This window comes from Bartonella grahamii subsp. shimonis, from assembly GCF_036327415.1.
Taxonomy (GTDB): domain Bacteria; phylum Pseudomonadota; class Alphaproteobacteria; order Rhizobiales; family Rhizobiaceae; genus Bartonella; species Bartonella shimonis.
On record NZ_CP123961.1, the window covers coordinates 1,319,725 to 1,336,835 of the forward strand.

Below are 17,111 nucleotides of genomic sequence, written 5' to 3' on the forward strand. Positions count from 1 at the left end.
AATGCCATGCTTGCGGAAGGTCTTCTTAAGGGAGTGGATGGAAAAGTTCGTTGCGCATGGGCTGGAACGGATCCACTTTATTGTGCTTATCATGATAACGAATGGGGAAAACCTGTTTTTGAGGATATTCCTTTGTTTGAGAAAATTTGTCTTGAGGGATTCCAAGCGGGGCTTTCTTGGTTTACAATTTTAAAAAAACGCTCTTTTTTTAGCATTGCATTTGATCACTTTGACTTTGAAAAGATTGCTCTTTATGATGAGCTGAAGGTGCAAATGTTAATGCAGAATAAAGACATTGTTCGCCATCAAGGAAAAATTCAATCAGTGCTTAATAATGCACTTAGAGCACAGGAAATTGTAACAGACTGGGGGAGCTTGTCCCACTATTTTTGGTCTTTTCAGCCACCACAATCAGAGCGTTATGAAAAGATAGACTATCAAACACTGTCGGCCAATCCTACAACCCCTGCTTCTCTTCGTCTTTCTCAAGACTTGAAAAAACGTGGCTGGACATTTATTGGGCCTACGATTTGTTATGCTTTTATGCAGTCCGTAGGGATTGTTAATGATCATCTTGAAGGATGCTTTTGTCGATAAATTAAATTTTCTGTCATAAGGATAATAATTGGATTATCTAATAAATGTACAGATTATGCAACACCACTGTATAAGGTAATTAGGGCATACAAACTATACAATATTAATGATTTTCTACTGTTGTTGGCAATAAAAACGATAAAGGTATAATTTTTAGGATGAAAAGACAGACGCAAAAAGAAGTGATATCTTAACAGTTATGTATCTGAAGTTAGATAATAGTGATGTTTTGTATATTTTAAAGAAACATTTAATATATCCAAGTCTATTTTGCGACGCAGATCGTGAATGGTATAACAGTAAATCCATTGTGCACTCCATCTTTACGCTTATGAGAGAGCAAATCAGCACCATCACACACTTTGCCAGTTTTCAATGTTGTACGACAATCCTTGGTATTTGAAATGGTTCAGAAGAGGTGTTTTTATTTCCATTAATGATATGACCATTATAATAAGTAATGAATATTTTATTCATGTTTATTGACGAATGCAAAGTGGTTTTTAGATGGGGTGCTGTTGTTGCATTGTTATATTTTATTTTGGTTGTATAATGGTTGATTTATTTGTGTATTGGTCGATTGCCCAGTGCTTACCTAGGCAATATAAAATAAAATGTAGCGACGAAAAATTGAATTTAAATGATTTAAGCTGCTTGTATTAGGTTTTATTATCTGATAACTTTCTTCTATTAGAGAGGAATTTTGCTGCGTGTGAGCTTCAGTTTTGGGAAGATGATTAAGCTCAGACAGGCTTGTATCCACTACATTGCTTCGGTGAATCTCTGTATGTTTCTGTTGGAAACAAGAGTGGTATTGCAGTATGTTGCTTTCCGTTCTATTTTTATAGTGGTAAAGTAATGTTGTGCACTAAAGTTTAGAAGGATTTATGTTCGTTATGTCTTTGGGGGGAAGTGTCTAATGAATTTTATCTTTGTTAATGCGTTTGGTTTTGTTGGTAAAAACGTAAAACTTTTGACACTTAGTTTTCAAAAGATTAAGCAGACTTTTGTGGAGAGGGGGTAGAGTTTTAGAAAAGATATTTCCTTATGTCTTTATTGCTATTTTAATGCTGTTTTGATCATGTAGTAAAGATGCGTTGCATCTTGAAATTGAGTATTTGAGGGGAATGACGATTTTTAATGTTTGCATATTTTATTTTAAATACTGCCTAAAGGAATAGAATAGTGAATCCGTAAATCTTTGCGTAATGATTTTTTTAAACTTACCATTTTTTTGGGGGCTGCAAGGCTTATCATTTTGATGATTAATGGGGGCTAATATATTGCATTATCGTATGCAAAGGAAGGATATGAAAAGAATGTGATACTGGTTAGCAAAACATATATTGCATGTTCGCTATAGTTTGATTGAGACGTAGGTCAATGAATTTATAAAGTAAATGACTCTGTATAGGCGATTAGAATGTATTTATTCAATGTGTATAATATAAATTTGCCATGTTATTTTAGTGCCATTAATTAATAAAAAATAAATAAAAGGAAAAGTCTATGAGCTTAAAAAGAAAAATATTGAAAAGTAGCAGCTCTCTTGTTGCTGCTCTTATTGCACTAGGGGTAGTTGTACAACAGGTTTCAGCAAAAACACCGGCTGATACTCTTGTGATGGCTTGGAATCTGGATGCAATCAGTACGTTTGATCCTGCGCAGCTCACTGATGTTTATGGAAGTGAAATTATTGGAAACGTCTGTGATAATTTGGTCAGTACTGCGACAGATGATCCTGCCAAAATGGTTCCAGCTTTAGCAACGCATTGGGATGTTTCAGGTGATGATCACAGTACGGTGATTACTTTTCATTTGCGTGATGGTTTGAAGTTTAATAATGGCAAGCCAGCCAATGCCAATGATCTTGTTTGGGGTATGAAGCGGGTTGTCAAATTGAAGATGGGTAATGCGGCAATTTTTAATGAATATGGAATTACAGAACAAAATGTTGATGATGCTTTGCAAGCTCTTGATGAAAAAACAGTGGTGATGAAATTTGATAAACCTTATCCAGCAGAGCTCATTCTTAATAATATTGTTGCGAGTCGTGCAACAGCTTTGCTTGATCGTAAGACAATTATGAAACACGAAAAAAATGGTGATTTGGGAAATCAGTATTTGAAAACTCATGCTGCTTGTGTTGGTCCTTATCAGTTAAAACGTTGGAGCCCTGGAGAAGCGATTTTATTGCGTGCAAGCTCTCACTATTGGGGACAAGCACCTAAACTAAAGCAGATTGTAATTCGCCATGTTGCGGAGCCCGGAACACAGCGCTTGTTATTGCAAAAACATGATATTGATGTTGCTCGTAATTTGACACCTGAAGATCTTGCAGATCTGCAAAAAACAACAGATGTTAAAGTTGAAAAAGTGTTGGTGCCAACCATGATGTACTGGGGATTTAATACGACGAATCCCATTTTTGCCAATGAAAAAGTACGCTTGGCGATGCGTTATCTCATAGATTATGAAGGTCTTGGCAAGAAACTTCTCAAAGGGATTGGTATACCACGGGCAAGTTTTATTCCTCTTGGCAATTTTGGGGCTTTGGATGAAAAAGAAGGACAACCCTTTAAGCTTGATATTCAAAAAGCCAAGCAGCTTTTAGCAGAGGCCGGTTATCCGAACGGATTTGAGGCAAATTTTCTCGTGTCAAATACGCCTTATACTTTGTTACTTGCTCAGTCACTCCAAGATAGTGCTGCGCAGGCAGGGGTGCATCTTAAAATTGAACGTGTGGCAGGTACACAGTTGTTTTCAAAAGTGAATGCTCGGGCTTTTGATACGGCTTTTGTCGGCTGGAATAATGATTCTGCGGATCCTCATACAATGGCTTCACGTCTTGTTTATAATCCAGATAATCGGTTTGAGGCTAGAAACACTGCCTATCCTAGTTGGAAGCATGGGTATTTTGATGCCAAGATGAATCAAAAAGTTGAAGATGCATTGTTTCAAAAAGATCCGCAAAAACGGGCGCAAATATATGCTGATTTACAACGTGAACTTATGCAAAAAGGACCTTATGCGTTTATTTACCAGCAATATAGCGTTATAGCGATGACACCGGATGTCAAAAAGTGGGTTTGGAATAGTGCGCCACGTATTTTTTATAGTAAAATTGAAAAATAAAGGTGTCTTTTCGTATTGTCAAAGGTCAAAATAGCTTGATCATAATTGTATGATAAAAATATTCTTTCACATAAAAGTCCTTCAGTTTTAAAAGGATGAAACTGTGAGAGATGTTTGTTCTGTATATGATGGAGGCCGTTTATTAAGGAGGGATGAATATGGGAAGTTGTCTTGGAGAGTATCTTTGTTTATTTACAGATTCTCTGCATCCTGAATATAGATTGACGTATGAGAGAATTATTTTACAGATGCTTAGTTTGGCTCAATGAAGTTGTGTTTGATACCATGCTGTTTAAAAGATGAAAGAGCAAAATCACAACTACTGTGTGTGAAAAAGCATAAGAATATAATAGGAAAAAAATAGAGAAAAAAGAATGTTAAAAAGAATTTGTATTTTATTCAGCACAATAGGTTTTTTAAATGGGGCTATAGTATCAGCATTTAGTGCTTCATCTAAAGATATATTGGTGATGGCATGGAATATTGATTCAATTATTAGTTTTGATCCAGCGCAAACTGTTGAGGTTGTGACGAGTGAGTTATTGACGAATATGTGTAGCGCGTTAGTGCAATATGATGAGCATGACCCTACAAAAATTCGTCCTGCTATGGCAAAATCTTGGGATGTTTTAGATAATGGCAAACGAATAGTTTTTCATCTTCGTGATGATTTAAAGTTTGATGATGGAAGAACAGCAACGGCGCAAGATTTGGTATGGTCGATGCGGCGGATTATTAAATTAGGATTGAGTTATGCCCAATCTTTAATGGATTATGGGTTTACCAAAAACAATGTTAAAACAAATATTCAGGCTCTTGATGATAAGACTTTACAATTGAAATTAGATAAACCCTATCCTATTCAACTCATATTGACTGTTATTGGACAATCTTATGCTTCTGCTTTGCTTGATCGGAAAACAATTGAAGCGCAGAGTATTAACGGTGATATGGGGAATAAATATTTAGCGACACATTCGGCTTGTGTTGGACCTTATAAATTGGTGAGCTGGTCTCCAGGAGATAAAGTTGTATTAAAGGCTACACAGCATTATTGGGGCGATGTGCCTAAAATTAAGCATATTGTTGTGCAGCACGTAGCAGATTCATCAAGTCAAAGACTTCTTTTGGAAAAAGGTGATGTGGATATAGCGCGTGATCTTTCTTCAGAGGATATTTTAGATCTTGAAAAAAAGGGAGGCCCAGTCAAAATTAGTCGTGTTTTGCGCCCTCAGATTATTTATCTATCATTAAATAATAAGAATGCAATTTTTGCAAACGAAAAGGTCAGATTGGCACTTCGTTATTTGGTTGATTATGAAGGTCTTGGAACAACTGTTTTGAAGGGGATTGCTATTCCGCGGGCAACTTATATGTCCTTGGGTGTTCCGGGTGCTTTGGATGAAAAAGAAGGCCAGCCTTTTAAGTTGGATTTGAAAAAAGCAAAACAGTTGATTACTGAGGCTGGTTATCCGAACGGTTTTAAAGCTAATCTTTTAGTTGGAAGCCTTAGTTATATGTCGTCTGTTGCACAGTCTATTCAAGCCAATGCACGTAAAATTGGTATTGAACTGACAATTGAAAAAATGGCACAAAATCAATTGTTGAGCCGTGTACGTGGTGGAAATTATGATACTGCTATTATGGGATGGGGGAGCGCTGATCCTGATGGACATCCTGCTTCATTAAATCACGTGTTTAATCCTGATCCAACATTTACAAAAAAGCACAATATGTATTTGGCTTGGCGCGCTGGATATTATGATGAAAATATTAATAACATGGTGATGGGTGCTTTGTTTGAGCAAGACCCCAATAAGCGTATCATGCAATATCGTACTTTACAGCATTATGTACTAGAGCATGGTCCTATGGTTTATTTGTTTCAGACATATTATACCGTTGGTATGGGACCTGATGTCAAAAAATGGATTTGGAACAGTTATAGACTTTATTACAATGAAGCAGAAAAATAAAAAGCATGTTATAGAGAAGGACTGTAGAACATGCTTAATAAGAGGTTGTTTCGTTATATAAAAAAAGGTATTTGCTTTATGTTTTGTCGCTACAGAGGGGATTTTTATAATGATTTTGCCACTTTCAGAGACTGAAAGAGCTGCTGTATCAGAAAAGCAGAAAAAATTATTTTTATGGGATTTTTTATGCAAAGGATTGAAACTTCTTATTTCAGTTTTTATCACATTGCTTGGGTTGGTGACGATTACTTTTTTTCTTGGTCATCTTCTTCCTCTAGATCCAGTTCTGTCTATTCTTGGTGATAATATTAGCCAGGAAGCTTATGATGCAATGTATTATAAGCTGGGTCTTGATAAGCCGTTGATTGTCCAATATTGGAAGTATCTTCATAATGTATTTTTATTTGACTTTGGAGATGCCTTGACTTCTGGGCGTCCTGTTTTAGCCGATATTATGCGTGTATTTCCCGCAACGTTAGAGCTTGCAACCGTTGCTATTGTTATTGGCACAAGTCTGGGAATTCCATTTGGTGTTTTTGCAGCAATGTATCGCGATTCATTTATTGATTATGTTGTCCGTGTTTTTACACTTGTGAGTTATTCTACTCCGACATTTTGGCTCGGATTAATGGCGTTGTTAATATTTTACGCTAAGCTTGGCTGGGTTGGTGGTCCAGGACGTATTGATTTTCTTTATGAATATTCGTTTGAACCAAAAACAGGATTTTTCTTTTGGGATACGGCAAGCCAAGGACAATGGGAGGCTTTTGGGAATGTCTTTAGTCATATTATTATGCCTGCTTTGATCTTAGCTTTCGGTGCTATGGCTTATATTAGCCGTATGACTCGTGGGTTTATGATTGAACAACTTAATCAGGAATATATCATTACAGCACGTGTAAAGGGTTTATCGTGGGCGCGAACGGTATGGGGGCATGCCTTTAAGAATGCTGCTGTTCAGGTTATTACCGTTGTTGCGCTTTCTTATGCTTTTTTATTAGAAGGGGCTGTTTTAACGGAGACAGTTTTTGCTTGGCCTGGTTTTGGACATTACTTGACAAATGCTCTTTTAGCCGGAGATATGAATGCAGTTGTAGGATGTACTTTACTTGTAGGATTTATCTTTGTCGCCATTAATTTATTTTCTGATTTGCTTTATCGCATTTTTGATCCAAGGACACGTTGAATATGACAGTCAGTAATCATCACAAATCGCAATCATCATCTTTTTTAGGCTGTTGGTTAAACGATCCTGTTCCAAGCTCCATAATGCAAGCGAACATACAAAGAATTTATCATGCACTGATTAAGTTTTTTCATAATTTTTCGGCTGTATTCGGTTTGCTTATCATTTGTATTATTATAATATGTGCACTTTTTGCTCCTTGGATTGCTACGCATGATTTTCTTAGCAATGATCTGGGGCATCGGTTGCAGCCACCCTCTATGGCGCATTATTTTGGAACAGATGAATTAGGACGTGACATTTTTAGTCGCCTTGTTTTTGGTTCCCGTATTACTCTTTATGTTGTTTTTCTTACAACAGTTATTGTAGGTCCAATAGGGCTTATTGTTGGAACTGTATCTGGTTATATGGGGGGATGGGTTGATACTGTGCTCATGCGCATTGTCGATATTTTTCTTGCTTTTCCAGGTTTGATTTTAGCTCTTGCATTTTCAGCCGCATTGGGACCAGGGATTGAAAATGCTTCTATTGCAATTTCAATTGCAGCATGGCCACCAATTGCACGTTTAGCACGTGCTGAGACCTTGACAATACGTTCTTCGGATTATGTTTCTGTCGTTCGCTTGCAAGGAGCTTCCGCTTGGCGAATTATTTTGTTTCATGTTGCGCCCATGTGTATTCCTTCAGTGATTGTACGATTAACTTTAGATATGTCTGGAATTATTTTAACGGCTGCTGGTCTTGGTTTTTTAGGGTTGGGAGCTCAACTTCCAAGTCCTGAATGGGGTGCGATGCTTTCTTCTGGTCGGGAATTTATGATGACAAATTGGTGGTTGGCGGCAATACCAGGCTGTGCAATATTATTTGCAAGTCTTGCTTTCAACCTTTTAGGTGATGGTCTTCGTGATGTATTGGATCCACGCAATGGGTAATAAATTATTAGAAATAGAAGATTTACGTATTTCTTTTCCTACAACGCGCGGCATTTCAGAAGTTGTGCGTGGCGTTAGTTTTTCTGTTGGAAAAGAAAAAATTGGAATTGTTGGTGAATCCGGATCTGGCAAATCGATGACTGGGCGCGCAATACTAAGGTTGAGTCCAAGAGCAGCCATTGTTAAAGCTAAAAAAATGCGCTTTGAAGATTTTGATTTATTGACCGCAAGTGAACCTCAGATGCGAAAAATCCGTGGGAAGCGTATTTCAATGATTTTACAGGACCCCAAATATTCACTTAATCCATTAATACGGATTGGTGAGCAGATTATGGAGGCTTACCGTATTCATTACCGAGTTTCAAAAGTTGAAGCGCAAGAACGGACTATATCTATGTTAGAGTCTGTTCATATTCGTGACCCTGAACATGTGATGCGCCTCTTTCCTCATGAAATATCAGGGGGGATGGGGCAGCGTGTGATGATTGCAATGATGCTCATTCCAAAACCTGATTTAATTATTGCTGATGAGCCAACATCTGCACTTGATATTACGGTTAGACGACAAGTTTTATCTGTATTAGATGAACTTGTGACAAAATCTGGAATGGGACTTATTTTCATTAGTCATGATTTGAATATGATTGCTGATTTTTGTGATCGTATTTTGGTGATGTATGCGGGCCGTGTGTTAGAAGAGTTGCCTGCTTCTGATTTGTCTCACGCTTGTCATCCTTATACGAAAGCGTTGCTCGCGAGTTTGCCACGGCTTGATAATCCTGTTGATGTTTTGGCTGTTCCTGAGCGTGATCCTGATTGGTTGTATAATCCTACGATTGTTAATGGTGTTGAGGAGGTTCCTCATGATAAATTGTGAGAATATTATTGATGTTTCTAATTTATCTGTAACTTTTGGTCATAGGCATAAGGCAGTAACAGTTGTTAAAAATGTTAATTTTCATATTAAACGTGGTGAAGCTTATGGTTTAATTGGTGAATCTGGATGTGGAAAATCAACTATTTTGAATACATTGGTGGGGCTTATTCCAGATTACAGTGGAAAGTTCCTTTTTGCTGGACAAGAAGTCGAAAAGAAAAGAAGTAAGGATTTTCTACGTTGTATTCAAATGGTTTTTCAAGACCCTTATGCTTCACTTCATCCAAGAAAAATGGTCCATACGGTTCTTTCTGAATCTCTCAAAATCTATGGGATGGATAATCAAAAGGAGCGGGTGGAGGATGCTTTAGATTCCGTTGGTTTAGATTCTTCATTTCTTTATCGTTATCCTCATGAACTTTCTGGAGGGCAGCGTCAGCGTATTGCTCTTGCACGTGCTTTAATTATTGAACCAGAGGTTTTGTTGCTTGATGAGCCAACATCTGCATTGGATGTGTCTGTACAGGCTGAAATTTTAAATTTGTTGAAATCGTTGCGCGTGAGAAAAAATCTTACTTATTTGATGGTATCCCATGATCTTGCTGTTGTTGCACATATTTGTGAACGTGTTGGAATTATGCATAAAGGGATTATTCTTGAAGAGCTTAGCAATGATGAATTGCGTAATTTACATGCGCAACACGATTATACAAAGGAGTTTTTTGAAGCAAGTATAGAGCCTATCGTCCATAGAGAGCAAAGAGTATGAACGATTTTCCAAAAGAGAAAATACATTTTTCTGTTTTAGATTTCGAGAAGTATTTAATATCTTTGTTGTAATAGAGGGGCTTTGTATTTTTTATAGTGTAAGATTTTATTGATGTAATTTATTGAGAGAAATTTTAGATCTCATATTTTTCACCCTATTAAGCGTACAACGTTATGAGTCATCTGCATGGCTCATAACGCGCATTGTGTATCTGTTGTACAGTTTGTTGATTATAAATTTATGTTTAGAAGTTTTCATTGTAGATAAGCATTAAGCTTGTAAGAAATAATAGGTGATTAATAATGCTATGTTTTCTAGGAAAATTTATTCTTTAGGGTATAGTTTAATTTTTATTGTTTTTGATTTGTGTACTCTTTTTTACAGTTTTAGGTCTTATTTATCAAAAAATGCTAAGTTTTATTCTTTGCAAAAGAAGAAGCTGTTGTGAAAATTTTATCAATGATAATTACTTAACTATTTTTTCTATTCTTAAAGATAGATTTTATAAATAAAAAAGGCAGCACAATATGCTCCTTTTTGTTAATTGAATAGAATGAATAGGCTATTTTTACAGCCTTTATTTAAAACTGATAGCGTATGCCGCCTGAAAAGCTTGCACCACTTATACCCGTTTTCTGAAGCTTTTGTTGATAGCTTACATCACCATGAAGGGAGAAATTGTGAGACAGTTGCGCATTGATGCCAACGCCGCCTTCAATTGCAGGTCCCATAGGTTCAAGGTCAAAGTCTCTGCCAATATGAATGGTGCCATCATCACCAAAGGTTTTGATCAAGTTTACTTTTCCATAGAAAGACATAGAACGGCTGTTTTCAGTGGAAATGGTTTTGGTCAAACGCCCACCAACACGGATTAACCATTGAGAAGGATTTTTCATATCAACAGTAAAGTTATCAGCATCTTCAATGGTGTTAAACATCAAATGTTGATAGGCAATTTGTGCTTGTGGCTCAAATGTTAAACCTTCCATTCCGGTTGCAAATTCTTTGCCAACAGTGGTGGAGACACTCAACATTTTGGCATCATTCAACTTTGCGGTCTTTCCTCTGATGGCATTGGTGATATGCCCCTTTAGGATACCATAGGATAAGAGTGTATCAACGTAGAACCCACTGCTATGCTGTATGCTACCGTAGGCTGTAATGGCCCATTTATCCAGTGTGCTCTTGCCAGCATCTGCGATATTTTTCGGGGTGAAAGACAGTTGTCCATAGGTGCCTACAAGACCGAAATGTGTCGTGGTATTTTGCCCTTCAATTGCTGCCAATGTAACACCAGCTTGTAGAGCCGCATAACGGATATCAGCGCCGTAACCGTATTTGAGAGGACCACGCTTGGAAGATAAGGTTCCTGTGTTTCCGTAAGTGTATAGGAAGAAACCAGTTTGTTTTTCCTCTTCTTTTCCTAAGACAGATGTTCTCATAGTGGCTAAAAGTGCATTTTGTTTAGCTATATCAGTTAATCCAGTATAGAAGAGAGCATTTGGCATGACCAAATAGCTTGCTGTTTGTGGTACAGGGGCAATGGCAGGGATATTTGTTTCTGGATCAGGAGTTGAACCAGAATTCGAGCCAAGAAGTTCGGGTTGCAAACGGAAATCCCAGAAGTTTTCGTTCTTTTCATCAAACAGGTTTTGCGCAATATCAGCTTTGCCTTGGCTTGAGTCTGGTCCATAGGCACGGAGTGTATACATATCCGGTAAGCCGCCTCTTGTGGTATAGCCATTTACAAGTTTGAAAGAGCTTTCTTCTGCTTTTCCAGAAACTTGAATGAGTGAAAGACCACGGACATTGGCAGCTGCAGAGGTATTTGCTTCGATATTGTTCCCTTCTAAGCGCCCCGTAACATAAACTGATGTTGTTCCAGAGACATCCCCATTGATCAAAAGTCTATCGGTTTTTTGGTCATTTATTGCAGCACCATCACTCCATTGTGCGTTGAAGTAAATCTTCGCATCACCCGTTGCATTGTAGACTGATTTTGTGTCTGGTTTACCAGAACCTATATGCAATGTTTGGTAGTGCTGTTCTGTTGGTTTATCAAAAACAATGGAGCTGTTATTAAGACTAAGCACAGAAACATCAGAACGAGATCTTTTAGCAATATCAAGGAGATTGCTATTATCATCTTTTTCGTTTTTGCTGATTTTCAACGTCCATGTTGTGTCGTTTTTCAGATCAAAGTGTACATTTCTGTCTTTAGCAATATTCGCTCTGCCCTCTAGAATAGACTGATCAGCATTTAATGTAAAAGTGCCGTTGGAGATCGCCTTAACATCTTTACCATCCCACAAATCTTTATCTTTCCATGACGTTTTGTCCCAAAAAATACCATCTCCTAACAACACGTCAGCATGGATTTCTGATTTTTTAAGATTGACTGTGCCAATTGATGGAGCAGCAGCATCTTCGATGCTCTTTTCAGCAAAAGCTCCAACGAGAATTCCAGTACCATTTTCAGCATGAAGCTCTGCACTGGTTAGATTGATTTCATTGCCATGATATTTTTGTGAATTATGCCAGCTATTTGGATCCTTATCAGAGAAAGTTGCGAATTGTAAACCGGCAACTTCTGCTGCTGCAGAGACATCCGTTAGATCAATATGGCCGCCATTTATTACAACCATTGCAACTTTTTTTGCTTCTATTTCATTTTTCTTCCCATTCTGAAGAGCATCGGATTGGGTATCTAGACTTTTAGAATTAGCATCAATAGCGCCATTAACCATCTTAATTGTGCTACCCTCAACAGCAAAAAGACCAATACCAACATTTTGAATGGTTGTTTTGCCATTTAATTCAACTATACTATCAGCCTCCCAAGTGTTTACACCAATGGTTTCTTTTTCGGATTCACCACCGATTATTGTTAAATCTCCGCTAATGATTTTACTCCCACCATCTGCATAAAGACCTTCATCAAAATTTTGAATGGTTGTTTTGCCCGTTAACGTAATTTCACTACCAGAGTCCTCTGTCCATACACCAGAGCGGATTTTGTCGGGGTCTTGATCACTTGTTTCACCACCGACTACGGTTAAATTTTCACTGGTAATTTTACCACCACCAACTGCTCCAAGACCGTTCCAAGTATTGTTAATCGTTGTATTGCCATGCAATTCAATTCTGCTATCAGGACCAATTGCAAATGCACCGGTTCCTTTGCCATCTGTTGTTAGATCAATATTCGTGGCGTCAATCTGTCCACCTTTTTCTGCAAATAATGCAGTTTGTGTATTCCCTATTGTTGTTACTTTTCCTCCTGCCATTGTGATCTTAGATCCTGAACCCTCAGCACGGAGTGCATTACCATTAGATGATGCGACTGTAACATTGTTGTTTAAAGTAATGATGCTACCTTCTTTAGCATATACTCCATCATTTTTCCCATCGAATGATCCTCCAGAGACTGTTATTGTGGAGTGATCATTCGCAAATATACCCGTATTTGCATTCGTGACGGTTACATTGTTTAAATTCACATTGCTTTTTTCGGCATTTATTCCTTTATCCATCAAGGGATTATTTTTACCGCTCGATATCTTTACATTTTCCAGCGTGTTTTTGTTTTCATCACTTCCGCTAGCTTTGAAAAGAGCACCTATTTGAGAAGCAGCAATAGAACCACCGGTCATCCTGGCTATAGCTCCATTTTGTACATCAAGGCCGTTTGTAACTTTTTCAATGGTTGTTTTGCCTTTTAATGTAATGACGCTGTTAGCGCCATCGGCTTTTGCGCCAGTTCCTTTGCCATCTGTTGTTGTTAAAGCAACATCCGTGACATCGATCTGTCCACCTTTTTCTGCAAATAATGCATTTTGTTTTCCACTGACAGTTCCTCCCGTCTTTGTGATGTTGGCTCCTGAACCTTCTGCATGAAGTCCATCGCTATCAGATGATGCGACTGTAACATTGTTGTTTAAAGTAATGATGCTACCTTCTTTAGCATATACTCCATCATTTTTCCCATCGAATGATCCTCCAGAGACTGTTATTGTGGAGTGATCATTCGCAAATATACCCGTATTTGCATTCGTGACGGTTACATTGTTTAAATTCACATTGCTTTTTTCGGCATTTATTCCTAAGGATAGTGGATTATTATCGTTATCACTCGATATTACCACATCTTCCAGCTTGTTTTTTTTACTTTTACTGTCAGAGAAGGAAGCACCAATGCCAGATAAGGAGGCACCAATTCCAGAAGCTGTAATCGTTCCCTTAGTCATTTTAAGTGTAGCACCATCCTTCGCCTCAAGGCCTAAGAAAATGCCAGAACCAATGCCTTTAATGGTTGTGCCATCCAGTAACTCAATTGCACTGTTAGCACCTTCTGCTGTTACAGCATAGACGTTGTTTATGCTTTGGTTTATATCTTTATTCGTAACAATGGTTAAATGTTTTCCAATGATTTTTCCGCCATCTTTTGCATGAATAGTTTCATAAGTTTTATCGGATACTGATACGGTTTTTCCCTCAGAAACTTCGAGGGTTTCAGCATGTGCACTGGACTGGATGTTGAACAGGATAACAGTGGCTGCAGCCGTGCATGATAAAAGGAATGTTTTATACACTAGTATTCTCCTTATGAGAGCCCCCAAATATTCATTTCCCCGAAAACTTCATAAAAAGAAGTGAAAATGGATAGTTGTTATTAATTTTGATAATTGTCTTTGTTTGGTAAGATATTTTTGGTTTTTTGTCAAAATAAAAAATAACTGATATTAAAATTTTATGAATTTATATTTAACACACAATGTGCTTATAATTATTTATATTATATAAATTTAAATATTATAATACTCACATAATTTATATTATTTTTATAAAGTAATGATAATGTTTTGTGTGATATTTATTCAGTTTTATATTTATCAAAGTAAGTAATAACAGTAATACTCAACACTGTTTCTAGCACTTTTTATTATTTCTACCTTTCAGCAATGATATTCTCATTGCCAAGCTTTGTGAGGCTTTATTGACTCATGAAGCCATGGAAGGAATAGCTGTACTTTTAGCCGATATGTCCCATGAAACGGTTGAACTGATTAATCGTCTTGATGTTGTTGACATTATGGCTGTGTTTAAGGCTTTTTTTGCTTTTTTTACGCAACGCCAATCCTCTCTGCCGGACAATTTGGAGCAGAGCTAGCCCTTTATTATCACTGGGCGCCTTCAGAAATTAACCAGATGGATTGGCTGGATGTGATTGCCTATCGAGAAGAACTCGCACGCCTTAAAGCCCAAGAATATGAAAGCCAAATGTTAGGATAAGATGCGATCATGGATGTTTCCCTTGTTGTGCGTTTTGTGAATCATCTGCAAGAGGGGATAGCTTCTGCCAAGCGCGATCTTGCAGCCTTTAGCCTCGATATTGCGCATTTCCAAAACAAGACAAGGCAGCACTTTAAAGGGTGGTTTGACCCTGAGCACTTGAAAGAATCCACAGAAAAAGCGCAAAATGCTTTTATCCAAGCGCGTGGACGCATGGTGGGTGCCATTGCGCAAACAGCAACCTTAATAGCGCCGCTCTATAAAGCCATGCAATTTGATCAATCAATGAAAGGCTTGGAAAAGGTTCTCGATGCTCCTCTTCATCGCTTAAAGGAATTGCGCCGCTTTGCTTTGGAAACCTCCACCAAGATTCCGCTAGCGGCGCGTGAAGTCTTGGAATTGATGACTAGTGCCAGCCAAGCAGGGATTGGTGAACAAGATCTCGAGGCTTTTAGTGTTTATGCTGCCAAAGCAGCTGTCGCCTTTGATATGACGGGGGACCAGATTGGGGAGCGTTTTGCCAAATTGCGCAATGTCTTTAAGCTTAATCAGGCAGGGATTGAAGATTTAGGTGATGCCATCAATCATCTCTCCAACCACATGGCGGCAAAAGCCAGTGAAGTTTCTGACTTTACCAATCGCGCCACCGGTGCTGCCACCATGTTTAAACTGACAGCCCGTGAAACGGCAGCTTTTGGTACGGCGATGATTTCTGCTGGGATTGTTCCCGAAAGTGCCGCGCGTGGTTTTAATGCGATGAGTGCGCGCATACAGGCAGGGGGTAAACATATTGAAGAGGCTTTTACCAATATTGGTCTCTCTCGCCAAAAATTTATGGAAGATTTGGATAAAGATGCCACCGGCACCTTGGTGCGCTTTTTTAATGTGTTGGGTAAATCCGAACAGGGGATGCGTTCGCTGATTGCCATTGCTGGACGAGATTTTACCGGTGATTTTGCCAAATTGGTGGGTAACCCCGAACTGTTAGGGCAAGCTTTAGATTATGTTGAAGACCCACAAGTCTTTAAAGGCTCTGTAGAGCAAGAGGCAGACAAACAAGCAACCGGCGCCATGCGGCAGTTTGAACTTTTGCAAAACCGTATCGTGGCTTTGGGCATTACCATTGGTGAAGTGCTTCTGCCTCCTGTCAACAGTTTAATGGAAACTGTTGGCAATTTTACCAATGTTCTTATGGCATGGGCAAATGAACACCCTGTTTTAACCGGTGTGATCATCAAAACCATTGCCGCCCTGATGGCTTTTAACATCGCTTTGCGGGTTGTACGTTTTACTTTTGCCGGAACCCGCCTTGGGATCCTGCAATTGATTGCCTCTTTTATCAAGCTTGGGTCTCTTAGCCGCATGCTGAAGGCAAGTTGGCGAGGACTCTTGACTTCAGGACGCTCTCTGGGCTTGCTTACCGCGGGTCTTGGGGCAAGTTCACTTCGACTCTTACGCCCCATGACCTTGTTGGTGGGCGCTTTGCGGGGGATTGCTGTCTCAGGGACGGTATTTGCTAGCACCTTTGGTTGGGTAGGAACAGTGATCGAAGTGGTTGGAGCTGCTATTGCCTCTGTTGCGGGGGCTATTTTTACCCCAATAGGAGCTGCGGTTGCTGCTGTTGTGGCGGTGATCATGGCTGCTGGTTTTGTTTTGTGGAAATATTGGGATCGTTTCTCTTCTTTTGTTAAAGGCTTTGCACGGGGGATAGCACATGCTTTTGGTCGTGCTTTTGAGGCTGTCATGCGCTTTTTTGGTGCTGATACCACCACCATCACCAAATGGAAAAATATCATTGCTGCTGCTTTTGATTTCTCTCAAACTTGGCAAAAGTTTAAACAAGGGCTTGGCGCTGTTGTTCAAAGCTTTGAAGGTTTGTGGGAGGGCGTTAAGCAAAGCCTTTCCAACTTTTGGGGCTGGTTGGGAAGCTTTTTTGTCCGGGAAAAGCTCTCGGAGGGTGCCAAGGCAAGTATGGAACAAGCAGGGGAAGATTTAGCGAGTTGGATTGTCGATGGTTTTATGGGCACCATCTCACAATTGACAGATTTTTGTAAATCTTTGCCAAGCCGCATTAAGGGGTGGTTTGGGTCCATTAATTTAAGAGAGTTTTTGCCAAGTTTTTTAGGAGGCACAACAGCCATTCAACCGATTGCACAATTTGCGGGGGCGGGGCATGCAAATTACTCTGTGAGAGAGCAAAGAGGCAAAGAGCGCTCCCCCACCACGCACACTCAAAATGTCACAGTGCATGTCAATGGCGCCCGTGATCCTGTTGCCACTGATCAAACGGTTGCCCACGCCATTCAACGGGCACGCGCCAATGCCCTGCATGGGGGAACAGAATGAG

The 17,111-nt window shown here is 39.0% G+C and carries 9 protein-coding genes and 1 pseudogene; 9 read left to right on the top strand and 1 reads right to left on the bottom strand.

What is annotated here, in order from left to right; genetic code table 11:
* Positions 1-6 precede the first annotated feature (6 nt).
* The 7 genes from QHG57_RS05755 (at position 7) to QHG57_RS05785 (ending at position 9,472) form a co-directional block, all read left to right on the top strand.
* A complete protein-coding gene (locus tag QHG57_RS05755; RefSeq protein ID WP_330167503.1) occupies positions 7-597 on the top strand; it encodes a DNA-3-methyladenine glycosylase I in 591 nt (196 codons plus the stop codon).
* Between the two features lie 1,509 nt (positions 598-2,106).
* Positions 2,107-3,732 (top strand): ABC transporter substrate-binding protein, encoded by a 1,626-nt coding sequence (locus QHG57_RS05760; protein ID WP_330167504.1) that lies wholly within the window; start codon positions 2,107-2,109, stop codon positions 3,730-3,732.
* A gap of 374 nt (positions 3,733-4,106) precedes the next feature.
* A complete protein-coding gene (locus tag QHG57_RS05765; RefSeq protein ID WP_330168892.1) occupies positions 4,107-5,708 on the top strand; it encodes an ABC transporter substrate-binding protein in 1,602 nt (533 codons plus the stop codon).
* 109 nt (positions 5,709-5,817) lie between these two features.
* Positions 5,818-6,894: an ABC transporter permease gene (locus QHG57_RS05770; protein WP_330168893.1), complete on the top strand. Its 1,077-nt coding sequence runs from the start codon at positions 5,818-5,820 to the stop codon at positions 6,892-6,894.
* Between the two features lie 2 nt (positions 6,895-6,896).
* Positions 6,897-7,826: an ABC transporter permease gene (locus QHG57_RS05775; RefSeq protein WP_330167507.1), complete on the top strand. Its 930-nt coding sequence runs from the start codon at positions 6,897-6,899 to the stop codon at positions 7,824-7,826.
* Positions 7,819-8,703, top strand: coding sequence for an ABC transporter ATP-binding protein (locus QHG57_RS05780; protein WP_330167508.1), 885 nt, complete (start codon positions 7,819-7,821; stop codon positions 8,701-8,703). Before QHG57_RS05775 ends, QHG57_RS05780 begins: the two co-directional genes overlap by 8 nt.
* Complete coding sequence (locus QHG57_RS05785) at positions 8,690-9,472, top strand: ABC transporter ATP-binding protein (protein ID WP_330168894.1); 783 nt, start codon at positions 8,690-8,692, stop codon at positions 9,470-9,472. Before QHG57_RS05780 ends, QHG57_RS05785 begins: the two co-directional genes overlap by 14 nt.
* Positions 9,473-10,053: 581 nt before the next feature.
* On the opposite strand, the gene QHG57_RS05790 is transcribed toward QHG57_RS05785, so the two are convergent.
* A complete protein-coding gene (locus QHG57_RS05790; protein WP_330168895.1) occupies positions 10,054-14,064 on the bottom strand; it encodes an autotransporter outer membrane beta-barrel domain-containing protein in 4,011 nt (1,336 codons plus the stop codon).
* Between the two features lie 365 nt (positions 14,065-14,429).
* On the opposite strand from QHG57_RS05790, the pseudogene QHG57_RS05795 reads away from it, so the two are divergent.
* Both QHG57_RS05795 and QHG57_RS05800 read left to right on the top strand, forming a co-directional pair.
* Positions 14,430-14,642: pseudogene (locus tag QHG57_RS05795) on the top strand (hypothetical protein); the annotation flags it as partial.
* Positions 14,643-14,773: 131 nt separating this feature from the next.
* On the top strand, positions 14,774-17,110 hold the full coding sequence (locus QHG57_RS05800; RefSeq protein WP_330168896.1) for a phage tail tape measure protein: 2,337 nt from the start codon (positions 14,774-14,776) through the stop codon (positions 17,108-17,110).
* Position 17,111 lies beyond the last annotated feature (1 nt).